The sequence below is a fragment of the Microcoleus asticus IPMA8 genome, assembly GCF_013179805.1.
In the GTDB taxonomy this organism is placed as follows: domain Bacteria; phylum Cyanobacteriota; class Cyanobacteriia; order Cyanobacteriales; family Microcoleaceae; genus Microcoleus; species Microcoleus asticus.
In genome coordinates, this window is record NZ_SRRZ01000088.1 from 1 (window position 1) to 25440 (window position 25440).

At 45.5% G+C, this 25440-nt stretch carries 20 protein-coding genes and 3 pseudogenes; 8 read left to right on the plus strand and 15 right to left on the minus strand.

All coding sequences use genetic code 11. The annotated features are described in order from the left end of the window. Positions 1–101: 101 nt before the first annotated feature. Positions 102–310, minus strand: a pseudogene (locus tag E5S67_RS34820) (IS701 family transposase); the annotation flags it as partial. Between the two features lie 40 nt (positions 311–350). Beyond that, positions 351–569, minus strand: a pseudogene (locus tag E5S67_RS33530) (IS701 family transposase); the annotation flags it as partial. Between the two features lie 244 nt (positions 570–813). Between E5S67_RS33530 and E5S67_RS21490 the strand changes: the two are divergent. The 3 genes from E5S67_RS21490 to E5S67_RS32605 all read left to right on the plus strand — a co-directional run bounded on the left by E5S67_RS21490 (position 814) and on the right by E5S67_RS32605 (position 2351). After that, complete coding sequence (locus E5S67_RS21490) at positions 814–1029, plus strand: hypothetical protein (RefSeq protein ID WP_172190416.1); 216 nt, start codon at positions 814–816, stop codon at positions 1027–1029. A 145-nt stretch (positions 1030–1174) separates the two neighbouring features. Continuing rightward, the gene (locus E5S67_RS21495; RefSeq protein WP_172190417.1) at positions 1175–2071 is read left to right on the plus strand and encodes a pirin family protein; all 897 of its coding nucleotides are present in this window, start codon (positions 1175–1177) and stop codon (positions 2069–2071) included. Positions 2072–2105: 34 nt separating this feature from the next. Then, the gene (locus E5S67_RS32605) at positions 2106–2351 is read left to right on the plus strand and encodes a hypothetical protein (protein WP_216670628.1); all 246 of its coding nucleotides are present in this window, start codon (positions 2106–2108) and stop codon (positions 2349–2351) included. 827 nt (positions 2352–3178) lie between these two features. On the opposite strand, the gene E5S67_RS21500 is transcribed toward E5S67_RS32605, so the two are convergent. The 7 genes from E5S67_RS21500 to petB form a co-directional block, all read right to left on the minus strand. After that, positions 3179–4519, minus strand: a complete 1341-nt coding sequence (locus tag E5S67_RS21500) for a sensor histidine kinase (RefSeq protein ID WP_172190418.1) — start codon at positions 4517–4519, stop codon at positions 3179–3181. Next, on the minus strand, positions 4516–11322 hold the full coding sequence (locus E5S67_RS21505) for an AAA family ATPase (protein ID WP_172190419.1): 6807 nt from the start codon (positions 11320–11322) through the stop codon (positions 4516–4518). The genes E5S67_RS21500 and E5S67_RS21505 overlap by 4 nt, the downstream gene beginning before the upstream one ends. Before the next feature lie 228 nt (positions 11323–11550). Further along, positions 11551–11688, minus strand: coding sequence for a transposase family protein (locus tag E5S67_RS34825; protein ID WP_172190420.1), 138 nt, complete (start codon positions 11686–11688; stop codon positions 11551–11553). An 810-nt stretch (positions 11689–12498) separates the two neighbouring features. Continuing rightward, positions 12499–13044 (minus strand): hypothetical protein, encoded by a 546-nt coding sequence (locus E5S67_RS21515; protein ID WP_172190421.1) that lies wholly within the window; start codon positions 13042–13044, stop codon positions 12499–12501. 203 nt (positions 13045–13247) lie between these two features. Next, complete coding sequence (locus E5S67_RS21520; RefSeq protein ID WP_246276907.1) at positions 13248–14609, minus strand: cytochrome P450; 1362 nt, start codon at positions 14607–14609, stop codon at positions 13248–13250. A gap of 946 nt (positions 14610–15555) precedes the next feature. After that, complete coding sequence (gene petD, locus E5S67_RS21525) at positions 15556–16038, minus strand: cytochrome b6-f complex subunit IV (RefSeq protein ID WP_172190422.1); 483 nt, start codon at positions 16036–16038, stop codon at positions 15556–15558. A 182-nt stretch (positions 16039–16220) separates the two neighbouring features. Then, entirely contained in the window at positions 16221–16889 is a 669-nt protein-coding gene (gene petB / locus E5S67_RS21530; protein ID WP_172190423.1) for a cytochrome b6, read from the minus strand. A 588-nt stretch (positions 16890–17477) separates the two neighbouring features. Here petB and ctpA point away from each other — a divergent pair. Beyond that, positions 17478–18716, plus strand: a complete 1239-nt coding sequence (gene ctpA / locus E5S67_RS21535; RefSeq protein ID WP_172190437.1) for a carboxyl-terminal processing protease CtpA — start codon at positions 17478–17480, stop codon at positions 18714–18716. A 214-nt stretch (positions 18717–18930) separates the two neighbouring features. On the opposite strand, the gene E5S67_RS21540 is transcribed toward ctpA, so the two are convergent. The 4 genes from E5S67_RS21540 to psaM all read right to left on the minus strand — a co-directional run bounded on the left by E5S67_RS21540 (position 18931) and on the right by psaM (position 20912). After that, on the minus strand, positions 18931–19347 hold the full coding sequence (locus E5S67_RS21540) for a slr1601 family putative cell division protein (protein ID WP_172190424.1): 417 nt from the start codon (positions 19345–19347) through the stop codon (positions 18931–18933). 246 nt (positions 19348–19593) lie between these two features. Continuing rightward, complete coding sequence (locus E5S67_RS34500) at positions 19594–19743, minus strand: hypothetical protein (protein ID WP_172190425.1); 150 nt, start codon at positions 19741–19743, stop codon at positions 19594–19596. A 10-nt stretch (positions 19744–19753) separates the two neighbouring features. Beyond that, complete coding sequence (locus E5S67_RS34505) at positions 19754–19966, minus strand: hypothetical protein (RefSeq protein WP_172190426.1); 213 nt, start codon at positions 19964–19966, stop codon at positions 19754–19756. Positions 19967–20816: 850 nt separating this feature from the next. Beyond that, entirely contained in the window at positions 20817–20912 is a 96-nt protein-coding gene (gene psaM, locus E5S67_RS21555) for a photosystem I reaction center subunit XII (protein ID WP_006633247.1), read from the minus strand. 424 nt (positions 20913–21336) lie between these two features. On the opposite strand from psaM, the gene E5S67_RS21560 reads away from it, so the two are divergent. Both E5S67_RS21560 and E5S67_RS34830 read left to right on the plus strand, forming a co-directional pair. Further along, entirely contained in the window at positions 21337–22107 is a 771-nt protein-coding gene (locus tag E5S67_RS21560) for a TerC family protein (RefSeq protein WP_172190427.1), read from the plus strand. Positions 22108–22252: 145 nt separating this feature from the next. Continuing rightward, positions 22253–22362, plus strand: a pseudogene (locus E5S67_RS34830) (Uma2 family endonuclease); the annotation flags it as partial. 227 nt (positions 22363–22589) lie between these two features. Here E5S67_RS34830 and E5S67_RS21565 read toward each other — a convergent pair. Continuing rightward, positions 22590–23324: a DCL family protein gene (locus tag E5S67_RS21565; RefSeq protein ID WP_172190428.1), complete on the minus strand. Its 735-nt coding sequence runs from the start codon at positions 23322–23324 to the stop codon at positions 22590–22592. 146 nt (positions 23325–23470) lie between these two features. Between E5S67_RS21565 and E5S67_RS21570 the strand changes: the two genes are divergently transcribed. Both E5S67_RS21570 and E5S67_RS21575 read left to right on the plus strand, forming a co-directional pair. After that, positions 23471–23890, plus strand: a complete 420-nt coding sequence (locus E5S67_RS21570; RefSeq protein WP_172190429.1) for a XisH family protein — start codon at positions 23471–23473, stop codon at positions 23888–23890. Beyond that, positions 23875–24210, plus strand: coding sequence for an element excision factor XisI family protein (locus E5S67_RS21575; protein WP_172190430.1), 336 nt, complete (start codon positions 23875–23877; stop codon positions 24208–24210). The genes E5S67_RS21570 and E5S67_RS21575 overlap by 16 nt, the downstream gene beginning before the upstream one ends. Before the next feature lie 68 nt (positions 24211–24278). Here E5S67_RS21575 and E5S67_RS21580 read toward each other — a convergent pair whose 3' ends face one another. Then, positions 24279–25367, minus strand: a complete 1089-nt coding sequence (locus E5S67_RS21580; protein WP_172190431.1) for an ABC transporter ATP-binding protein — start codon at positions 25365–25367, stop codon at positions 24279–24281. Between the last annotated feature and the right edge of the window lie 73 nt (positions 25368–25440).

Consider the following 25440-nt stretch of genomic DNA (forward strand, 5'->3'; position numbering starts at 1 on the left):
TCTACTTTTTGAGTTTTTGAGCAACAGCTTGCCTGACATTCAAAGGTGGCTACTTTTAGCTGCGCTCATTTTTTAGTCTAAACTACAGTAACAAGGCAGAGCGTAAATGTTTTCAAAGGTTTGTTAGCCCAACGCCTTCTCAATCCTCCGGTTAACTGTTGCAAAAAAATAAAACTGTAGGCGCCGAAAACTAATATGAAGTGCCTGTGAAGGCTTTTTATGCTTCTCAATTTATATTCTTTTAACCCTAACCAACATGAGAGCTTCACGGTAAAATACTTCCACCCAATTACGCCCTTGAATAAGTTGTGATTATCCCTTCTCCTGTCGCTTGGGTTCCGAGGGGATTAGTAAGTCGCTTCTGTCAAAAAATGGTGTAATTGGTGGTTTACCACTCCTACTGCGTTGTTTGACATCTGTGTTAAGTTTTTTTGCTCACGCAGGACCCCATAATCCCCCCAAATAGTGTCTCAACCCTTTTTTTGGGCTTGATGACTAAACACATCATCGAACCGATCGCACCATTGCTCAAAGCAAGGGGGCATGGCGTCAGGCGTGGTTTCTTTCATGGGTGTAGTTTGACGTAAAATGCTTATCCTATATACGTTATAAGCTCTTTACTCTTATTTCATTGTTTAAGTCCCGCTAATCGTTCCAGCGCTGCATTGGTTTCAATGTTGTGACTTCCATCACTGGTAACACGGACTTGGTTCACCCAATACTTTCAGTATTATCACTGAAAAAAACCAGCACCATCACTTGCTCTCCGGAGAAACCAGGAGATGATTAAGGTGTCGAGTTCAAAACAATCCTATGTCTCCAGTTAACCTTCTCCCCGGCGCTATCAACGAATTAATCGCCACTGTCACCGATACTCACCGCCTTACTAAAGCTGACCGCTACGGCATGATGGCTGCCATCCTCGATGAGTCCATCAGCGAAGAAGAACGCGGCTCGCTCGATCGCCTGATTCGCTCCCTGGTCAAAGGTCGGATTCAAGTCAGTGATGAACTTTCCATCGTCTCGTAAACAGAAAGCTGGTTGAGAACTCGATACTCTACAACAGCTTTCCATTAGAAAAGCTTAGACAAGTCACTTATATAACTCTCTAGGGATAGCTTTTTGTATAATGCTTTTGACATAGACGATTAGCGTTGGCAACTTCATCAACATTATGACGGATAGCATCCAGCATCTCATCGAGCCGCACATTCAAGATTTGGGTGGATTCCAAGCCCGCCGCCTGCTTCCCTCAAACGTTCTAGCACTGGTAGGCCCGTTCATCTTTTTTGACCATCTCGGTCCTGCGGTGTTTCCACCCGGTCGGGGCGTGGATGTCAGACCGCATCCACACATCAACTTAGCGACCCTCACCTACCTGTTTGAAGGGGTTTTGATCCACCGCGATAGTGTCGGCAGCGTTCAAGAAATCCGTCCCGGCGCGGTGAACTGGATGACGGCAGGGCGAGGCATTGTCCACTCCGAACGCACGCCCCAGGACGAGCGCAGTAAAGAAGCCATCCTGCACGGCATCCAAACCTGGATAGCACTTCCCGACGAACACGAAGAAACCGACCCCTGGTTTCGGCACCATCCAGCAACCGATCTGCCTACTTGGGAGGATACAGGAGTTTCGTTCACCCTGATTGCGGGTGATGCCTATGGTCGCACTTCCCCAGTTCAAATATTTTCACCCATGATTTATCTGGACGTGCAACTGACTCCTGGAAGAGAATTTACCTTACCGGGCAATTACAGCGAACAAGCGGTTTACAGCGTGACAGAGGGGCTTGCGATCGATGGAGTGCCTTTAGAACAGCATCGGTTGGCGGTTCTAACTTCAGGCACATCCGCAAACATTTCTGCTTCAGGCACGGCTCGGTGTATTGTGATTGGCGGTGAACCTGTCGGCGAGCGGCATAAGTGGTGGAATTTTGTTTCGAGCCGGCACTCGCGCATTGAGCAAGCTAAACTCGATTGGAGAGAGGGACGGTTTGCTCAGGTTCCTCAAGAGACAGAATTTATCCCGCTGCCAGAAGATCCACCTGCTCAAGCAGAACAGCCATTGTGAATAGCCCCAGCCATATCAATTAAGGAACTGTTTTTTGATTCAGAATCCGGTCTTTTCTCCTCCACTTTTAGCGGATATTATTCCTAAACCTTGGATGGCGTTAGGCGTTAAGCGCGGAAAAAAGAGCGAGGGCGCGGGGCATAGCAAGGTATTCCTGAACCTTTTTGGCAATCGACCTCCAACTAAGTTTCGTTACTGTTTAAAGAATATTTTTAGCGAACACGGAAACGCGATCGCCCCTACCCCTGCACATCCTTTAATATCATGTCCGGTCGATTGACGGTGATACTATCTTGAAAAACACCACCCCTTCAGATCGAGAATGCCAAGACGAATTACGATCGCACCTCATCTGATCCCAGAAGAGCTTGATGGCTCGTTTCCGTCTGGTCAAAACAACCACGAGGGCCTATCATTACCAAATTATTTGGCTACTGGCTTGCGGGAAAACCACCGCAGAAGTAATGGCGGTAACAGGTTATAGTCGCGGTTGGATTTATGAAGCGAGTCTGGGGATACAACCATTTAGGATCAGACTCTCTCGGAGATCGGCGTTGCCTTGCATACCGATCGGGACCCTCTACTCAATGATGTAGAACAAGCCTTATCGTGGCAAGTCCGAAAGCAGCCTCCCCTCTATTGGTGGCCAGAGCCAAAAGCTTCATCAACGTGAGGCTCCACGCACGCTCCCTCACGCTCAGGAGGCAACGAAAGACAGACTCGCGGGCGAAATCTGGCGCGTCATAAATCACGGGAGGCGCGATCGCTTTGTCGATCGCCTCTCCCATAGCATCAATTGTCCAGATCGAGCGCGTCAGTTCCCTGAGATTCACGCGATCGACAACATCAATGAGAGTTTAGTTGAGATGACAGCTCCTGTCGGGTCGTACACCTGACGGGGTGACAACCCCGTCAAAACCGCTAGCTGACGGGGTTGTCACCCCGTCAGGTAATTGCCCGAATTAATATCGGATGGTTTGGGATAATAAATGTCTTCTAAATCTTTATTAGCAGATATCGTTGTGCTGTAAAAACCGATTTATTTTAATGGCCGTAAATAATAAATGGTTGTTATAACCCTACCAAAATTTATTTAAAAAAATATTTTTAAAAGTGGTGAATTGGAATTTCGATTGCCAATGTTGCCCCTTGAGCGGGTACCGAAAGACAACGGATTTGCCCGCCGTGGTTGTCCACTACAATAGCATAGCTAATCGATAACCCCAAACCCTTTCCTTGACCCACTTCCTTCCTTGTAAAAAATGGCTCAAATATGCGTTGTTGAATATCTTCAGTTATGCCGGGCCCATTATCAGTAATATCAATACCCACTTTCAAGTCGGAGAGTAACTTCGTGCAAATAGTAATAGTAGGGATGGGGCTGTTATCATCTGGCTCTTTTGCCCAACTTTTTTGTGATTGCAACGCATCAATAGCATTAGTCAGGATGTTCATAAAAACCTGATTCATTTGCCCCGCATAGCATTCTATCTTTGGCAGATCCTCATACTCTTTTACCACTTGAATTATCGTTTGATCTGCTTCATCTTTTAACCGATGCTGCAAAATCATCAGTGTACTTTCCAGCCCTTCATGGATATCCACGGCTTTCAACTCAGCTTCATCTAATCGGGAAAAATTTCGTAGCGATTGCACTATTTCTTCGATTCGGTCAGCTCCTATCCTCATAGAAACAATTAACTTCGGCAAGTCATTCCTGAGAAAAGTGAGATCCATCGCCTCCAGTTGTTCCTGGATAGCTGCTGTGGGATTGGGGAAATCTTCTGCATAGAGTTGAACCAGCCTCAGCAAATCTTCAGTGTACTCCGTTACGGGGGAAAGGTTCCCTTTAATGAAGCTAATCGGATTGTTAATTTCGTGAGCTACCCCCGCTACAACATTCCCTAAACTTGACATTTTCTCGCTTTGGATGAGTTGAGCTTGCGTATGTTGTAACTGTTGTAGAGTCAGCTCTAATTGTTGGGATTTCTCCCGTTCTTTAGCTTCTGACTCCTGCAATCGCGCATTTTGCTCGTGCAGTTGTTTTTGCAAACGCTGAAGAGCTAGTTGATTTTCGACACGAGCTAAAACTTCTTCTAAATGAAATGGCTTGGTGATGTAGTCTACTCCTCCAACAGCAAATGCTGTGACTTTATCTAACACTTGATCTAGGGCGCTCAGAAAAATCACTGGAATACCCGAAGTTCTGCAATCCGCTTTTAGGTGTTGGCAAACTTCATAGCCGTTCATCTGAGGCATCGTAATGTCGAGCAAAATCAAATCGGGTGGAGTTGAACGCGCGGCTTTTAATGCCATTTCCCCGTTTATTACGCCCCGAACTTTATATCCTTTGTCGCTTAGCATAGTGGATAAAAGACGCAGGTTGTCTGGGGTATCGTCAACCACTAAAAGATTGGCAAAATGAGATTCTAATTGCTGGCTGTTCATGGAATCATTTCTTCAGTTAAGTTAGTGATTTTATCAAACCGAAAGTTGTTAGCCCAATCAGCGATCGTCTCTGCTAAAGAAGTATGGGATTCGCGGATGGCGGCAACCAAACTTAAAATCAGCTCTGCATCAGCATCGATAGCTGCTTGATGTAACTGTATCACCCAATCTTTAGGCATTGCCGCCAAAGTCGTCCTCAAGAATTCAGTTTTTTCCCCTTCTTTTACACTCAAGTCTTGACCATCAAGCTGAGATAATGTAAAGTTCGGTAAATCTTCATAGAGATACTGTACCCCTAAATGTTCAGCCATTTTGGCAAAAATAACTTCTTCTTGGAAAGGCTTGCTCACAAAATCGTCACAGCCTGATGATAAAACAATGGCTCGCTCCTCCTCAAAAGCGCTAGCGGTCAACGCAACGATCGGGGTAGCCTCTTCTTGAATCTTGGCTTTAATTTGTCTGGTAGCCTCATACCCGTCTATCACAGGCATTTGCATATCCATCCAAATTAGGTGAGGTTTCCAAGTTTCCCAGATTCTAATAGCTTCTTGACCATTTACTGCTTCGCGCACCTCCAAGCCAAGCGGTTCGAGAAGATGAACCAATAGCAAACGGCTCTCCCATTTATCATCAACCACCAAGATGCGATATGAGGGTTGGTTGGGTTCTAAACCAATTACCCGCCTTCTTGATTGTCGAGGTTGAACTTCAGCCATCTCAGGGGAGCTAATTTGGATATCAAAACTAAAAATTGTTCCTCGATTCAAGGTACTGCTGACGGTAATGTCTCCTCCCATCAGTTGTACGAATTGTCGGCTGATGGGTAAACCCAAGCCAGTTCCTTCTTGAGATTTCCGACCCGCGTCAGTTTGTACAAAAGCCTCAAATAAAGAATCTACCTCAGTAGGAGCAATGCCGTGGCCCGTGTCTTCCACTTCAAACGTAATAGTCCGTGGTTCGTTGTCTGTTGGGGACTTTTGTTTCGCACTAATTGCTGCAACCCGAAGCGTTACACTTCCCTCCGTAGTAAACTTGATCGCATTTCCTAACAGATTAATCAAGACTTGACGCAATTTACTTTCGTCAGTTTTTACATACTGAGGAATGTTAGAATTGATGTGCCAACTGAGCTGTAAACCTTTAGAATCAGCTTTGAGTTTGAGCATTTCTTCGAGAGAATGGAGCAAATGATACAGGTCAAAGCTAGTAGGATTTAAGGTAATCCGACCTGCCTCGATTTTGGACATTTCCAGCACGTCATTAATCAGTGCCAGCAAATGCTCTCCAGAACGACTAATGATGCCTAGCTGTCCCTGCTGTATGTGAGAAAGGGATGAGTCTCGGGCCAGCACTTGGGTAAACCCGAGAATTGCATTGAGGGGAGTTCGCAGTTCGTGACTCATATTTGACAAAAATTCGCTTTTAGCCTTGTTAGCCGCATCTGCCACTTCTTTGGCTTGTTGTAAGGCTTCCTCGGCTTTTTTGCTTTCCGTAATATCGCTTGCTGTGCCAGTTATTCCTAGAACATTTCCCTCAGAATCCCGTACTACAATTGCATTAGCCCGGAGATTGATAGGTCTGCTATCTTTAGCTAATTGTATAGTTTCATACTGAAAAAATGACTCTCCGTTCAGCGTGCGTTGGAATATATCGTTATCTTTCACAAGCTGTTCAGGGGACTTAAAATCGCTGAATTTTCGTCCAATCATTTCTTCAGGGGAGTAGCCAAAAATCTGTTTAACGGCAGCATTAACAAAGGTATAACGCCCTTCGCTATCAACTGACAAAATCATATCCTGGGATGTTTCAACTAAGTCGCGATATTTACCCTCGCTTTCTTTGAGCGCTTCTTCTACCCTTTGACGATCGGTGATGTCGTTAGTGACTAAAAGAAGACACGCTTCTCCACCCAGCTCAATAATATCTGCTGATACCAGCATCTTCCTCACCTCGCCTGCGGAAGTACGGCAATCGAATTCCTGATTGCGAAACACTCCTGATTCTTGCAAGAGCTGTCTGTATCTGCCACATTCTTCTAAATTAACCCAAAGATTCAACTCAATTGGTGTAAAACCAATTACCTCTTCGCGAGAGTAACTAAAAGTGCTGAGGAAACTGTCGTTCACTTCGATGTAGCGTCCATCTGCCAACCTGGCGATCGCGATCGGGTTAGGACTGGAACGAAAGGCTTTAAAAAACTTTTCCTCAGACTGGCCCAAGGCTACTTCTGTCTGCATCCTGACGGCGATTTCCTGTTGCAATTCTTGGGTTCTTTCTATAACCTTACCTTCCAGGGTTCGGGAGTATTCCCCTAATTGGTCATAGAGTTGGGCATTTTTAATAGAAATTGCCGCTAGGGAACACAACATTCTGACCACTGACAAGCGGTTGGGAGTAAACGCGCTTGTAGTTAAATTATTTTCTAAGTAAACAAGACCGATGAGTTGACCTTGCCCTTGAATAGTAGCACACAAAACGGACTTAGGTTGATGCAATTTAATGTAAGAATCATTGATAAATTTTTCAGCTAGACGCGCGTCAGCCAGAACGACATCTTGTTGAGTTCTGGCAACATAATTAATTATTGAAAGTGGAACTACTAAGCTGTTGTCAACCGAAACAGTTTGAGGCACAAATACTTGGTGTGACTCAAGTTGACCCGCTGCTTCTATCCACAGCTCACTTCCTCTATCTAAGATGAGAAAGCCCGAAGTTGCGCCTGCATTTTCTAAGACTATTTTTAGTAATTTTGCTAGTAAGTTGTCGAGAACTATTTCCCCAGCCAGCACTTGCGAGGCTTTCATAACTGTCGCAAAATCTAGTATATTAGTATCGGTCATTGTGGTTGAAGCGCTCGACTGGGTGCTACTTATAGATACGGTCTCTCGCTTAGCAATGCTTTGAAGTAGCTGCGGATACCTTTTTTCTAAATCTCGAACCTTGGCTACTGCACCCCAACGGGCATAACAGTAATACGCCTCCTGCATATAGCTGGCGGCGACTTTTTCTTTGCCCCATTCCCAGTAGAATTTGGCTGCGAGTTCGTTGGCTAATCCTTCCTCTTGGATAGAACCGTTTTCCTTGGCTCCTTGAATTGCTAAATCATAAAATTCTAGAGCTTCTTTTTTGCAATTGAGGAGTTGATGCTTTTGGGCTTCAACTAAATGATATTTGTGCAAGTAATTCATGGGAGCATAATGCGCCCATTCTTCTAGCTTGGCTTGATTTTCTTGCATTCGCTGCCATCGAGGCTCCGAGTCAGTCATCGATTCACAAGGAGTAGCCAGCACGGTCAGAGAATCATAGAAATATAAGATCGGTTCAACGACACTACCCATCCCTCCGGCCAAATACTGTCGGGTTTGATCCCCATCGTGTTCCGCTTTGGCAAAGTCTTCAAGCCAGTAATTCAATGTGAATCGATATAGGTAAAAGAAGGATAGTCGGTAAAAATCGACTTTGGCCTCATCCAGGATTTTTTCTTCGTATGAATCTTGGCGTAAGGGAATCTCGTTCTCTGACTGACCCAGCAGAATGAGAGCAGCTTGCCAGTAAGCCAAAACACAGTTTGCTGCTGTGACTTGGTGGAGGTCGCACAACTGTTGGTAATAGGCGCGAATTTGGGGTTCGAGTTCGGTGAGCGGTTGACCGCACCAATAAGCATTGAAGCAGTAGAACTGCGCGTCGTAGCCCATAAATTCTAGATTGCCCGTTTCCAATCCAGCTTGATAGCCATCGAGAAGAATGGGCAGCGATTCTTGCAGATGGGTCGTCCAAGGACCAACATATCCCCCCATTAACAGGGCTGTTGCGGCTCGAATATTTTTGGCATCTGGTTCTGAGGCGAGTTGGTATCCTAATTGCCCAAACTGAGGCACCTTTGTCATGTCTCCCCACAGAATTCTCAGTTGGAAGGCGTAACCAGCGTAGCAATAAGGCGAAACAGGACTATTTCCAAATTGAATTGATAATTTGACCTGTAGAGCAACTATTAGGAAATAAAGCTTTGAGCCTGTCATGTAACAGACGGGTGTAAGACGAGCCGCATTTTGCATAATTGCTAACTGCTGGGCATCAGTCATGTTCGGCAGATGAATGAATGTCTCAATTGAGCGATCGCCAATTAAGGCATCGATTTCCTGCTTAACCGGCCGAATATCCTCTAACGTTGGGCTGTCTGGCAGGTTCACTCCCAACATTTGGAAGACAGATTGACCGATCGCGATCGCCTCAACAAATTTATTGCGGGCTACCAATGCCTGGATTTTGACTTGATAAACTTGCACCCGTTCTAAAGGCGTTTTCGCATGATGAATCACCGCTTCAATCCACTGGTGCATCTGCTCAAAATCGCCAGCCAAGAAAGCCACCTCGGCAGCCAAGTCGTACAGAGATAGGGTCATTTCGTACTGCCCTTGCCAAGCGTCTGTTCCTAGCAGTTTCAGGCCCTCTGTGGCATATTCGCGGGCTGCTTGATAGGCAGTTGCCAATCTTGCTTTACGGCAAGCAGTTAGGTTGAGTTGGGCGAGTTCCTCCCTTTCCTGTTGTTCCACAAGCAGTGTGGTTCCATAGTTCAACTGATTGACTAATTCAAAAATGCGTTCTTCTCGCGCTGACAGTGAAATCTGTTGGAGCAGCAGTTGCCCGATTTGATAATGAGCGATCGCGCGTTCTGCTTCCGGAATCAAAGAATAAGCGGCTTGCTGGACGCGATCGTGCAAGAAACGATAGGCAACGGTTTGAGTAGTCGCTTCAGAAATCGCCTGTTCTGCGCCTACATAAAATTTATAAACTTCACTTTGGGGAATAATCAGCTCTTCTTGTAAAGCTTTCCACAATGCGGTTGCGGTTTCCGTCTCAGAACTCTCTGAAACAATTGCCAATGTTGCCAGCTCGAACTGGTTGCCAATGCAAGCGGCTAATTTTAAAACTGACTGAGTTGTTGCTGGCATTTTTTGCAACTGCTGCGCCATAAATTCCATCACATCATCAGTGAGTGCTGCCTCTCGAACTTTGCTAATATCGCACTGCCAATGTCCCGATTCGATATCAAAAATAATCAATTTATCCTGATGCAATGCTTTGAGAAACTGCGTCGCAAAAAAAGGGTTTCCTTGTGTTTTTTGATAGACTAATTCTGTCAGTGGTAGTGCCAAAGTAGGCTCACAAACTAGAGTATCCGCTACCAATTGATTCAAACTAATTTGATCCAGCGGTGCTAATGCAATAGTGTTGAGTGTGGTTCCTGCCTTCCTCACTTCATCTAGGGTCAACATCAGGGGATGGCCTGGTGATACTTCATTATCCCGATAGGCTCCCAGCAGCAACAGATAACCCAATTGCGACTCATTGACAAGCAATTGCATTAACTTCAGCGATGCTGAATCTGCCCATTGTAAGTCATCCAAAAATATCACCAATGGATGCTCTTTTTTGGTGAAGACAGCAATGAATTTGTGGAAGAGCAAATTAAAGAAATTTTGAGCAGCCATCCCCGATAATTCAGGGGCTGGGGGTTGCGATCCAATAATCCGTTCGAGTTCGGGAATGACTTCAATAATGACTTGTCCGCTGTCACCGAGCGCTTCGAGAATTTGAGTTTTCCATTCTTGGATTTTGGCATCACTTTCACTCAGTAATTGTGCCATAAAATCGCGGAATGCCTGGACAAATGCGGAGAAGGGGATATTGCGGTTAAACTGGTCGAATTTGCCTTTGATGAAATAGCCCCGCTGTCGGACAATGGGTTTATGCACCTCGTTGACTACAGCCGTTTTTCCAATCCCGGAGAACCCAGCGACCAGCATTAATTCCGATATGCCATTTGCCACGCGCTCGAAGGCATTCAACAGGGTTTGTACTTCTGTTTCTCGACCATAAAGCTTTTCAGGAATCAGGAAGCGATCGCAGATATCCCGCGTTCCTAACTCAAAAGTTTCAATTTTTCCAGTTTCTTGGCACTGCTGCAAACACCGTTCTAAGTCATGCTTCAATCCCAAGGCAGTTTGATAGCGAGCTTCAGCATTCTTCGCCATCAGTTTCATTACAATATCCGAAACCACCTGCGGGATTTCTTTGCTGTTTATTGAAGGAGGTTGTTTGGCAATATGGCAGTGAATCAACTCCATCGGGTCGTCACATTCAAATGGCAGTTTTCCTGTCAGCAGTTCATACAAAGTAACTCCCAGAGAATAAAAGTCAGTGCGGTAGTCTATACCTCGGTTCATTCGTCCGGTTTGTTCGGGAGAAATATAGGCGAGGGTTCCTTCTAAGACGTTGGGATTGTGAATTTCTTGAGTTTCTCTCGGCAGTAGGGAAGCGATGCTAAAGTCAATCAGTTTGACTTGTTTGGTTTCGGGATGAATCAGGAGATTGGCGGGTTTGATATCTTTATGAATAACTCGGTTTTGGTAAAGATAGTGGAGAATCTCTGCTAGTTGCAAAGCCTTGTTGAGAAAGTTTTCTAAAGCTCCAGATTTATCGGGTTGGTTTCGATCGGTTGCTGCCTTGAGATAAGTAGACAGAGAGACTCCTCCAAAGTCCTCCATTATCAAAGCATAGGCGTTTTTGTACGGTGCTAAATCGAAGGGTTTAACAATACTGGGGAGGTTGAGATTTTTGGCAATGGTATATTGGTTGCGAAAATGCACCAATTCGCTGAAGCTGGGGTATTCGTTCCGCAGCAGTTTGATGACGACTAGAGTGCGATCGCTCTCCCGAACACCCCGATAGACTAGAGTGCGAGATCCTGCATAGAGTTGTTCTGTTATGCGATACCCCGGCAGGTCAGTAATTGCATCCATTTTCCAGTCCTATAAAAATTTGGGTTACTCTATTTATAGTTTACATAGCAAACCAGAAAAATTCCTAATGTGCCTGAACTTGTCAGTCCACGTTCTGTACAAACACTTTTAAATCTCTGTCTTTTTTGCTTTCATGAATAATACTTTTTTGGCTTTTGATAGTCTGTAGCTATTTTACAGGGATGTTCATAGCTGTTTACTATTAATTCAAGTTTACTCAATATTTTTCTACCCATAGCCAGTTATTTTCATGTTTTTTACTTGTTCTAACAAACTCGCTGGCAACAATTCTATCAAAACAGCTAACCAATGATTAAAGATGTCATTGGCTGTTGTTTCACTTACGTCAAATTGTACTCCTAACATTTGAAATACTGGCAAGTGGTGTTAGTTAACTAAAGTTAATAGGATTCATTAGCAACTGTCAACTTACGATCTCTCTCGCCTCGTGCTTTGATGATTTTAGCTTTTTTATGTTCTATTTATGCTTGTTTTTGAGCGTTCCAGCCCTCAGATTGAACAAATAAAATTATCAGTTGCTCCTAGTTAATACCTAACAACTTTTGAGTTCACGATGGATGCTTATCAATATATTTATGAAGCTGACTTATGTTTTTCATCGGTAAAATTCTCTTTTATACAATCTGCGAGCCTGCAACCAATTTTTATTTCGGAGATGTCTATCGATCGCTTTGGCTAGCGTGGCATCAACAGTATCTGAAGTTCTGGCAGCTTCCGAACGAATAATCCCTTTGATTTTTGACTCCTGACAACTCAATTGGTGATAAATCCGGGGAGTAAAATCGCACTCTTGAATACAACGGGATTGTTACACCTATTTATCAACTGTCTCTTTTGGCCAAAATTTCGTATCTTTAGTTTTTTTTATAGCTTCCAATAGTTTGGAAACTTTTTAGGTCGTAGCCTGAAACCCTTGATTTACGGCTAAGCAGAGGGATTGCCGAATCGCCGTGAAACCCTTCTTCTACAGTTGCTAATCACACACCATCCGAAGTATTGATATGAATAATTGACAATAGCCTGCGAGAGCTTGCTGCATAGCCTTTCTAGGCTAGCAAATAAAATGTGTGTAGTGGGGCCGTCGGTTCAAACCCCGGCGCTTTGCTCGACAAAACCCGCCTAATTAAGCGGGTTTTGTCGTTTTTGTAAATATTTTCACTCTTTGGCAATGATTAAACAATCACTCTCCACTTTAGACAGCATATCTGGAAAAGCTGATGTGTAGTTGCCATCTTTGTCTACAATCCTGCGGAGTGTATATCCGCTGTCAGGAGGTCTGCCGAAAAACGAGTTTGTGCGATGCCAGATATCTCCATTTGGAGTGCTCGGATCTCGATCGATCAAAAAATCTACCAGCCACTGCGGCACAGACCATCCAAACACTATCGGCGTGATGTGTCCGTGCTGCAAAGTTGCATCGGAGAATCGGAACAAGTAGCTGAAGCGAGAAAATTTAACTAAATAAATTAACATCCGTCCCGCCATTGATGAATGAAATGTCCAGATAACAGGGTCAAAAACGCGCAGCAATAACGTCAGTTGGTCAGCATTCCAGTCTGAACTGTACATCGTCAGACAGTCGTCTGGTAAAACATTACCGTCCATAAAAAAGATACCTTGCAGGACTTCGGGTAACTCCGCTGGATTATCTACTTTCATCCAATTCGCAATGTCTTTTAGTTGCTTTTCTTCGATCAACATGGTATTATTTATCCTCAAAATAGTTGTGTTTTGGTTTCTTGTTAGATACCCCCTTTATTTCTTAGTCGATAGATCGATAGTTTGGATAGGATCGGTTTCAACCGCCGAGTCTGATAGCAGTTTTCAATCGGATGAAATACAGTTTGAAACACCGCGAGTGCCTAAGTCCCTACCCGATATCTACGATCGAGCTTTTGGATTAATTACCCGTGCAAATTAGGCTCAGAGGCTCGGCGCACTTTGCCTACCGTACTCACGACATCCACCAGCATCTTGAGTGCGATGTCTTTACCGGGGCAAATCCGTCCCGCGCTGCGATCGCCCACCGAATGAAAACCCATATGAAAAGGGCAGAGATTCTCGCGCTTAGCGTTGAATTCGTATACCGTAGAGCCCCAGAAACTCTCGTCTAGCAGCCCCAGGCTGAGCGGTATCAGTACCTTGGTTCCGGCAGGGAAAGTGCGCTCTTTGCCCGCTACCGTTGCGGTGAAGGGCTCTGTCGCGACTCGGTGGGTGGCACTGACGGGGGCCCAGAGGCGGGCGCATTCCAGGAGGAAAAGCTCGATCGACTGGCGATCGTCCAAATCGAGCCGATCCCAAAAATCAGTCGGGTTAATTTCGGCCGTCTGCTGTCCTTTATAGGCGGGGAGAGGGCGGTATCCCATTGCCGTGTAGCCTAGGTGCAGGGGGCCTTGCAGTCCCGCTATCCCCATAATTGATGTCATCAGCTTTGCCAATTCCCGCTTAGTCATGCCATTGTTTTCCGAGCTCTCCTCGAAGTCGGCTAAAGCTGGGGAATTTTCATAGATAGTCGCTGCACGCTCGATTAGAGCGGACAAATCCCCGTGTCCAAACAGGTTCAGGCTTTGCAGCAGGTTGCCGATGACGGCGAAGTAGTGCAACGGGCTTTGGCGGGTGTAATGCAATTCGGTGAGAAGTTCGATCGACTCTGAATCGTCTGGATTAATCCCAAAGATGACGTAGTGCAGGTATCGGACTAAAAATCCCATCCAACCGCACTTGACATCGGTAAAAAATGCTCCCCCCGCACCGTGCGACATCTCGGCATAATCTGCGGCTAGCCGATCGAGCAACCGCCTGCTGATTTCGTCTCCCTGGCGATCAGTTGTCGCACTGTTGAACAGATATTTCTGCATACAGCTTCGGAATGCTGCATGGTTGCTGCTACTGTCAGTTTCGCGATCGGACAAAGACAGTAGAAAAAGGTTTCTGCCGCCGACATCTTGGTTGGGGGCGCGATCGGGATCGAGTACAGAAGTACCAAGCCGCCATCCGCGCGCCTGGGGCGATGTGAGTGCTTTTTCCAGCGTGTCAAACTCTCCCATCACGACTTGCCCCGCGCAGCAAAAGTTGGCTCCGAAAGCCAGCCGTTTTACTTGCAAATAGGTGGGTTCGTTGGCAATCAAACCCTCAATCAGGGCGATCGGCGGTAACATCGTTTTGCTGAGACTTTCTTCCGGGTTTTGCAAAGCCCAAACCTGAAACTCGTTCAGTGCCGGGTTCATCAGCGATGAGAAAATAGTATCTAAATTTAGGTTCATCATAATTCCTCCGAGAACCCCTCGCCATAACGCGCTTCGCATTTAGCAGCAAGAGGGTATTGAGCAGTAATAGAGCGGGATTGAATACCCGCTTCATTGCCAAAATCAGTAAGTATAACTATAGCCATTTTTTTTTTGCACGCAGTGGCAATATAGAGATAGTTTTACTGAATATGTCTGCGCTCAAGTCTAGCCTTTTTCCGGAGATTGAGTGGAATTTATAACGATTCTTCGTAAGTAGATATACTTTCTACATCTAAAGTATTAGACCCAATCTCTGAGAGTCGCAAATAAACCGTAGTTATGTGCGACTACTTGCTATTAAATTTAGCCAAAATCAACGACATTAATTAGAGTGGAGCATACCCCATTGAGAGCGACTAAAATTTCTCCGGTTGCTGAAGAACGGATGAAAGTTGCACTGTTTTCTTGAGTAATTGACAGTTGGTATTACTGGTAGCCACAAAACAGCTCGCCTTGTGAAGTATAACCGCTCGTTGGGCGGCGAATTTATCTCATCAAGAATCCTCAAGGAGCGCTCGCCTTGCGAGGGCGAATATATTCACTTGTTTACTAATTATTAAAGTCACTAAATTCTCCAAAATTCGTGGCAGCTTTCTTGCCCAAGTTCTCTCCGATTTTGGGGTTTGACAAAAATAGAAGTGAGTGCAGTTTTTTTCGCTATCATAACGGGGGTAGCTAACCCGGATTTGGTATTAGATATATTTTATAATTCTGAGTTTGATTGAATAAACTCACACAATTAATTACCGATAATTATTAAATTTTAGAGCTATAAATATTAAATCCAAAATATTAAATCCAAAATCTAAAATCTAAAATCTAAAATCTAAAATCTAAAATCTAATGACGCCCGCTAAAGTTTCCCACCAGTACCAAAGCACTTTACAGAAAATCCGCAGGCGTCAAAATCAAGCAAGCTTAAATCTTAGAAAAGACCCAGCGTGAAAGATTTGTCGATCGGGAAAATAGCACCAATACCCAACCACAGAGTTACCGCAGTTCCCAACAGGAAAACTGTAGTAGCAACAGGGCGGCGGAACGGATTTTGAAACTTGTTAACGCTTTCGATGAACGGAATCAAAATCAAGCCAAGGGGAACAGCAGCCATGCAAGCAATACCCAACAATTTGTTAGGCAAAACCCGCAGGAGTTGGAACACAGGCCACAAATACCATTCCGGCAGAATTTCCAGCGGAGTAGCAAAAGGATCAGCCGGTTCTCCAACCAAAGCCGGGTCGAGTACAGCCAAACCGACGCAAAGAGCAAACGTTCCCATGATTACTATAGGGAAAACGTAGAGCAAGTCATTAGGCCAAGCTGGTTCGCCGTAATAGTTGTGACCCATGCCCTTAGCGAGCTTAGCGCGGAGGTCTGGATCGCTCAAATCTGGTTTTTTGATAATAGACATAGTGAGAGTGTTCTCCTTTTAGTTTTACCCGGGCCTGGGATTCCGCTGTATTCGTTAGTCTGAATCAGCGGCGCGATCGCAGGAAGTATTGACCGTAAATAAATATCATGAGTGATGAATTCTGAATTTTCCACTCAAAATGCAGCGGGGGGCAAAAAAATACCGCCCCCACAACTCAAAACTTACAACGGGCCAGAGATACCTTGCTTGCGAATCATCAAGAAGTGAGCCAGCATGAATACTACAATCAGCCAAGGCAACACAAAAGTGTGCAAGCTGTAGTAGCGAGTCAAAGTGCCTTGACCGACGCTGACACCGCCGCGCAGCAGTTCAACCATCAAAGAGCCGACAAACGGGATGGCTTCGGGGACGCCCGAAACGATTTTAACCGCCCAGTAACCGATTTGATCCCAAGGCAGCGAATAGCCGGTCACGCCGAAAGAAACAGTGATGACTGCCAAGATTACTCCTGTCACCCAGGTTAACTCGCGGGGCTTTTTGAAGCCGCCGGTCAGGTAAACCCGGAAGGTGTGCAAAATCATCATCAGTACCATCATGCTGGCAGACCAGCGGTGGATGGAGCGGATCAGCCAGCCGAAGTTGACTTCATTCATCAGGTATTGCACTGAAGAAAAAGCTTCTGCTACCGTAGGACGGTAATAGAAGGTCATGGCGAATCCGGTGGCAAACTGGATCAGAAAGCAAACCAGAGTAATTCCGCCCAAGCAGTAGAAAATATTGACGTGCGGGGGTACGTACTTCGTAGTGATGTCATCGGCGAGCGCCTGAATTTCCAGGCGTTCCTCAAACCACTGGTAGGTTTTTGAGTCGGTGATTTGTTTAGAAAACATGGAGCCAGAATTCCTAAAAGAATATTGCTGTGGTTGAGGTTCAGGGCAGCAGCCACAAGGTTTTTTGTCGCCCCGCGCCGAGCAGCTTGCTTTTACTAGCAAATGCCTGAGGCTATTTTTTAAATTTGGAGCTGACGAAAGGAACTCTATTGTGCGATCGCCTGCAAGCCCTGGGAAACTAAGCGGTGGCTTGTCCCTACTCGCTGGCGTTGCCCGATCGAATTCCAGACTGTGATAAAAAATGTAACATAATTGCTGTGCAAATTTCACGCGAGCGATGCTTTTGCCGAGTCTCAAATACCATTTTCTGCAAGCTCAACATTCGCCCCAAGCTGGCATACAGCCAAGAGCCGAGCGGAGAACCAAAGTCCGAGCCGGCCAGCGGGTCGCTGGGGCGTTAATTTTAATATTAATGATAAAACTTCACTAATTTTGCGATTAAATGTTACATTTAACTAATTTTTTGTTGGCGGCGGAGGTTTGACGAATGCCGAATGCTTTGGGGATATTTAAATGCGCAAAAGCTTAAAAGCCTACAAACTTAAAATACAGGAGATGCAATACTTGCCTATCTTTTACAGAAAAATCATGCACAGACGAGTTTTCCAGATTGCTATTTTACTTTTCCTCCAAGTCGCCCTGGTTCTAGGCCCGTGGGCCGGGCCTGCGGCGGCCCTAACTCCAGAACAGCAGCTTTTGAGCGAAGCTTGGCGAATTGTCAATCGCTCTTATGTGGATGACAAATTCAACTCTAAAAACTGGTGGTCGATTCGCGAAAAAGCTGTCAAGCAACCGCTCAACGACAGACAGCAGACTTACACGGCTATTCAGGGGATGCTGGCGAATCTCGATGACCCCTTCACTCGACTGCTGAAACCCGAACAGTACCGCAGTTTGCAGGTCAACACTTCCGGAGAATTGACGGGAGTTGGGCTGCAAATTGCGATCGACCCCCAGACAAATACCCTAACAGTGGTGGCTCCTTTGGCCGGCTCACCGGCGGATAAAGCCGGCATCCAACCCCTCGATCGCATTCTGAAAATTGATGGCACTCCTACCTCAGAATTGAGCCTAGACGAAGCAGCAACTCGAATGCGCGGCCGCATCGGCACTCCCGTTACCTTGACCTTGGGGCGCGAGGGAAGGGACGCTGCTGAGGAAATTAAGCTAGTGCGCGATCGCATTGCTCTGAATCCGGTTTACGCCGAATTGCAGTCGGGGGCGGAGAATTTACCGGTGGGCTACATTCGCCTCAGTCAATTCAGCGCTAACGCCACTGAGGAAGTCGCTCGCGCGATCGACGGCTTGGAAAAACAAGGAGCCGCCGCCTACATTCTCGACCTGCGAAACAACCCGGGCGGACTGTTGCAAGCAGGGATTGAAATTGCCCGCTTGTGGCTCGATTCCGGGACGATCGTCTACACGGTTAACCGACAAGGCATTCTCGGCAGTTTTGAAGCCTCAGGACAAGCCTTGACTGGCGATCCGCTGATTGTTTTGGTGAACAAGGGTACTGCCAGTGCTAGCGAAATTTTGGCTGGTGCGCTGCAAGATAACGGCAGAGCTCAACTGGTCGGAGAAAAGACTTTTGGTAAAGGGCTGATTCAGTCGCTGTTTGATTTGTCTGACGGTTCCGGGTTAGCGGTGACAGTTGCTAAGTACGAGACGCCGAACCACACAGATATTAACAAACTGGGGATTTCGCCCGATCGGGTCGTGCCTTTGGAACCCATTGCGCGCGATCAAATCGGCACCGCAGCAGACTTGCAATATCAAGCTGCACTGCAACTACTGAAAGAAACAACCGTGCTGGCCAAGTCAGTATAAGCCGGAGTTTGAAGTTTTGAGCTTGCAGCAGGGCGTCAATACACAGGTCTGAGTTTCGGTCGCAATGACAGACAAGAACGATCCTAAAAGCTCTTTAACTCAAAAGTCATATCACGTCCGACAGATTCATCTGTCATTGTTCGCTGTACGAAGCAATGACATACAAGAATGATGCTATCGGACGTGATATTCAAAACCAAAAAATTCCCTTCCCTTAAGGTTGCGGGGTTGATTCCTCGGCTTCGAGTACCTCGGGTTCCTGCAAAATCACCGGACGCTGCTGGGGGTCAGCTTGATTGCTTTGCTCTTGCATCACAGTTTTAGCAAGACTGGGGTCAAAGTAGCGGTTAAACTCGGATCGCGATCGATCGACTCGCCCTTGGGTAAGATTGACTTCAGCTTGGATTTCGTGCAATTTTTCTTGCACGGCCCGGTAGTGAGGCCAAAGCTGAATCAAAGCAGAAGCGGCACAGACTGAAAGTACGATGTTGACTGCTAACTTGACTCCTGTTTCGGCGCCGAGCGTTTGGTGAGGGTAGGAACGCTGGCGGCTGCTGCTGCGACGAGGAGCAACCCGAGGGGAGTTTTTTACAGGTCGCAGTGGAGTAACGGTGGGTTGAATCGCTTGCATAATTTTTTTTCAAATACCTGAGACTGAGGTTTTAGAGCTGAAAACAGAAAATTCTGAGCTTAACGCACACCCCCCCGGTTTGTCAGGGTGCTGACAGCCAAGATTTTTGAGACTGAGTAAACTACCCACCGCTAACAGCGGTTAGCCGTTAGCGGCGGCTTTCAACAGCCCTCAAGCTAAAGAATAGCTTGTTGCCTTCAAGTCGGTTTACAGACAACCCAAATAATTTAATCATCTTCGCACCATTCAAATCAGCATCGCCATGCCAGCCACAATGTCCGCATTTAAAGCTTTTTCCAATCCGATAGGATTCACGCCAGCCGGATGGATGTGCAGACATCGATCGCAGGTTTGACTCGTGTAGCGGGGATTGATAGCGAACTTCAAGCCTAGCATCAATAGCTTTCTAATCAAGGAATTGTGGCAACTGATAGAACGCCCAACTATTAGAACGTCTGCGTTCTGTTTTGGTGCGGGACATCTGATTAGTCCGCTCTCGGATTTTGGTCAAATCCTCAATGGCGACAATCGCATTACTCGCCAATGCTTGCTGAATGATGAGACAAGATTGCATCAATCTTTGATGCAATAAGGAAACCGCAGATGAACGCAGAGGCATTTCAAGATAGTTTGCGAATGCTTGTAAGAAGTCTGCAGATTTGGCTTAAACTTCAACTTGATTGCGGGCATCTATAAATTACGAACTCAACTTTTCAGCATGACTTTTGCAAGATGTCCGTACTATATATTCGATCGCCGAAGAACGAGCGGGAAGCCCTGGGCTACCGACATGGGAGGAACGCGGTTGCGGTTTCAACGGCTGTCAAAATGCTAGAACTAATCGCCGAGTAAGAATAACCAGGCGTAGCGTTGAAGTGTTTTATTAAGGAGCAACCCCTGATTTATATCGGATCGGCACGACATAAGCCTGGGCAAACAAGCAATGGTGGACACGCAGCTTACCAATAGAGGCGTTGTGATGGACTCGGAAAGCAAAACAAGATAAAAGTAAGCGCAATTGCAATACGAATCGTAATGGTAGTGGTTTTTGAGCGTGTAGAGGTGATTTGTCATCACCTGTAAGACTTAATTATGGTCTTATGAATTCCTTCCTATGGGAGGCATGGGGAGTTGTCAAATATGCCATTAATCGTCCCAATGATAGACTTAATTAGTGAGTCGTCGCCTACCCCTGGTCTGTTCTCGCTCAGCTCAAAATCGACGAGCGTGGTGGGACTCCTCCTTCGTCACCCATTCCTCTATTAGCAACAAGCTTGCGCTGTGGCGGGGGCATTCTGGGGTGCGAGGTGACGCCTGAGGACAGAATTTCCCAATAAAAATGCCTGCCCTTGCAGTCTCGTCTTGGTGACAACAGACAATTTACTCCACTGAGGCAGCAATTGTCTGTAATGCCAGAGAGTTAACTACTAGGGCAGGCGATCGAGCGGTTCGCGGCTGGTGCCTGGAAACTACTTGTACAGTTCAGTTGCGAGCCGGAAAGCCATGATTCCGGGAATCAAAGCAATTACGAGCGCTACGTAGACTTGGGTATCTGTTAAAGACATATTGGGAAAACTCCTTTTCGCGGGCACGAGCTTTCACCAATTTCAGACAAATTGGCGCTTTTGGGAATCATTTGTTACAACTTGAAATAAATTTGGTGGGTTCGGGGAGGAGTGGGAGAGTGGAGAGTGGAGGTGTGGGGGAGTCGGAGATCGGGAAAGTGGGAGAGTGGGAGAGTGGGAAAAATCCTGCTTCTTCCCTCTTCTTTGTGCCCTCTTACCTCAACATCCATCGGTTACATCAGTTACATCAGTTACATCCGAAGCAAACGAATCCGTTGCCCAACTTTCTTCGTTCCGACGATCGGAGTAGTGCAGAATTACCGCATTAGGTTAAGATTTAAGTGAAGGTGACACTAATTTTAGACAGAGCGGGTAATTTGCGCTGCGCTCGACCCTTGCCAATCTTAGGTGCCCAAAATAGTTAATGATAGATCAATTTCTCGACGCTTCACCCAATTTTGGAGTTGACGGCTTTTTATTATTGTTGGTTTTGGTGGCTTTGGAGGCTGTACTTTCGGCTGACAACGCGATCGCCCTGGCGTCTATTTCTAAAGGTTTGGAAGATGCCAAGGATCAGCAAAAAGCTCTCAACTTGGGTTTGATAATTGCTTTTGTACTGCGGATCTCACTAATTTTAACGGCTACTTGGGTGATCCAGTTCTGGCAGTTTGAACTGCTTGGTGCACTTTACCTGCTGTGGCTTGTTTTCCAACATTTTACTTCAGAGACAGACTCCGAAGGAGAACATCATGGGCCGAGATTTGCGTCTGTGTGGCAAGCAATTCCCATGATTGCTTTTACGGATTTAGCGTTTTCTTTGGATAGCGTTACTACTGCGATCGCTGTTTCTGACGACACTTTTATCGTTGTAACAGGCGCTACTATTGGAATTATTGCCCTGCGATTCATGGCCGGATTGTTCATCCGCTGGCTGGATGAATTCGTTCACCTAGAAAGTGCTGGTTACATCACTGTTGGGTTCGTGGGAATGCGGTTGTTGGTGAAAGTAATTAATCCGGATTTAGTTCCTCCGCAATGGCTGCTAGTTTCCAGTATCGTCTTGATGTTTGTGTGGGGATTTTCTAAGCGCACTCCCGAGTCAGTCGAGATGGCTAAATCTCTAGAAATGGCTCTGAATCAGCCGGATTCAGAAGTTGCTGTGCGAGAATCGCAAGGACATAAGTCCGAAAATTAACATACTTGCATTTGAATAAAGTTAGCTTAAATCTGTCAAACCAACAAGATTGATGGCTGGTCAAAACCTGCAAAAGCCTTTCATCTCCGGACTAAAGTCACCGGGATGAAAGGCTTTTATTTTGTAATATCCTTTCCTTCACTAGCCGATCGAACTTATGGGAGTAGAATTGGGCCTATGGGAAGGCAGTTATCAAAATCAGACTCAGCAATGGTTGCGCTGGTGGATAGCGAGGGGAATTTGTTGCTGACGGGGTTGGTGGCATATTGGCGATCGCAGGCGATCGATCCGGGTCTGATTTGAGCCTTGGTGGTGGCTATATTTTTTAAAAAGAGAGAAATAGGGCGAGCGATGAGAAGGAGTTGCAGGCGATCGCATTCATCTATTGGGAAAAAATGTAACCTTCCGGTTGAGTGGCTGCCAGAAAACTTCGCAATGCACCAGAAATCTGAGTCCATCCACTCCAACAGAGATGTGATACATCAGTCACCTAAAAGTTCCTTAGGAATCAATACAGGATTACGGATCTTCCGAATTCTCTCAGAGCCGCCAAGACTAAGATTTTGTTCCGCTTTAATAACCCTAAGCTGCGCCATTTTATGATGATATCGTCGAAACTTATCCTTTAACTCTTGATCAATCATAGTTGTTTGAAACTGGGCATCCTGGGACATTAACAACATTTCAGGTTTTATTTCAATATCATTAGCGCCAATAAAAGTGTTCACAAGAACCTGAAATGTCAAGGGTTTTTTATGGTCAAGATGGCTCTCATAAATAGCTACTTTATCACCAGTAATATCGCATTCAACTCTTCCATCCTGATCGGCCAACTTTTCAAAGAATATTTTTTTAGTTAGCCGAAGATCATCTTGAACAGCGGCACGGCAGGCTTCTAAAAAATTTTGATAAAGAGACTTTCCTTTAGCAGAAATCGCTGTGCGATAAGAAAAATCTGTTTTAGATCCATCTGTTCTTTCTATCCAAAAGCAACTTGTCGGCATATCGGTTCTATATTTGTACAAACGTTTTATACCACATCCAATCTTTTTATCTGCTTCAGGATGGCGCTCCAGAAGAGCTAGTAACATATCGCGATCATCACCTGCTATGCTTTGACCATTTCGATAGCGCTCCAACATATTTCTGAAGTGTTCAATAGCATCTTTCTGGAATTTGAACTCTATTCCATTGAGAACAATTGGTTGCCTTGCCATTTAAACTCCCTACCAGTTTTATATGACGTATAACTTAAATTGTATCGCAGATATGTTACCCTAGATCATAATAAGCGATATCTGCAAGACATAGGAGTTCAAAAAGTCCCTGCTTATCTTTCCTAACCTCAATTCTCGAATGTCGAATGTCTAGACGCGATAATTTACACTTCTCCCTACGTCGCACCCTCGAAAAAGACGGGTGGACAATTACGGACGATCCTTTAGTCTTAGTGTTAGAACAGACACTTTTGAAAGCCGACTTAGGAGCAGAAAAGTTTTTTACTGCGGAAAAAGAAGGGCAGAAAATCGCTGTTGAAATCAAAGACTTCGATTCACCCTCAGTCATCAGTGAACTGGAAAAAACGATGGGACAGCTTCAGCTTTACCAATGGGCATTGGAAGGGCAAGAGCCGGAGCGTCAGTTGTTTTTAGCTGTGAGCCAAGCGATATACATTAAACACTTTCAAAAACCGATTTTTCAGTTAGCCGTTCAACGAAATAAAATCAACTTATTAGTTTACGAACCAAATCAAGAGGTGATTCTCCAATGGATAACTCACTAAGCTATGCAGACATCCTCAAAAACACCCTGCAAGAAGCAACTCGCGCCCAACCCCGTTTACAGGCGATCCAGCTTTACCCCGTCTGTGATGTCGATTCTGGTCACTTTCTGATTCTGGCTACAGGCTGGGATAAACAGCGCTGGATTGACACGATTCTGTTTCATGCTCGTTTAGTCGATAATCAAGTTGTAATTGAAGAAGATAACTTCGAGGAAGGTCTAAGCCAAGCGCTGATTGCAGGGGGTATAAAAGCAGAGGATATCGTGACTAGCCCCTTCCCTGACAACAGCGATAGACAGAAAACCTATCAGACAGTATAAGGAAGAAGGAAGAGGGGGAAACTGGGAGACAGGAAGAAGGGGAGGATTTTTTCCCAATTAGCAATTAGCTATGGCTTAGGCTTACCGACAAAGAAAGCTAAGGGAGAATTCTCACCACAAGATAACCGAACTTTAGAACCAATGGGAAAAACATTTCCTGTGGTTGTGAGCGCATATAACTTTTCGCCCGAAGGAGTCTTTAAACAATAACGATTTTCTCTGCCTAAAAATTGGCGATCGCAAATCACAACAGCCGAATCTTCATCTAAGTATAAACTCAAGTCTTCCTGCCGGATCATCAATTCTCCTTGAGTAGAAACATCACAGGGAACTTGTGAACATGAATCTCGTTTAACAGCAAAACAACCTACTTCTGTTTCCCAAAAATCCTGCTTCAACGATGCAGACACAAAATTAGCTTGCGTCACAAACTCAGCCACAAATCGAGATGCTGGTTCTTGATAAACTTCCTCTGGAGTGCCAAACTGTTCTACTTGACCTTGACGCATCACCGCGACCCAATCTGAAATCGAAAGTGCTTCTTCGCGATCGTGAGTGACAAATACACCAGAGGTTCCCGTTGCTTTGAGAATATCGCGGATTTCCTGACGCAATCTTAACCGTACTTGTACATCTAAATTACTCAACGGTTCATCTAGTAAAATAATCGCAGGTCTAGGGGCTAAAGCACGCGCCAGGGCCACTCGCTGTTGCTGACCCCCGGATAATTCATGGGGATAACGGTTTTCCAATCCTTCTAATCCCACCAACGCTAATGCTTCTGCGACACCTTTCTGAATATTATGCTTTGACTCTTTTCCTTGATGCGTTAAGCCAAAAGCTACATTTTTTGCGACTGTCAAATGCGGGAAAAGTGCATAGTCTTGAAACACCATACCAATGTCTCGCTGTTCCGGCGGCACTGACATATTAACACTCGCTACAGTTTTTCCTGCTAAAGCGATCGCCCCTGCTTGTAGGTGTTCAAAACCAGCAATTAACCGCAGCAACGTTGTTTTTCCACAACCCGATGGCCCCAACAACCCCAGTATATCTCCTTGATGTAATGTCAGGGTGACAGATGCCACCGCAGGTGATGCTGCTTGGGAATACTGTTTTGTTACACCATCCAAATGCAGAATTATAGGTCGAGCCATTATTACTATAAATAATCAACAACTTACTATTCTACAATAAACCACTTTAGTGAGATAAATTGTCATAAAGACT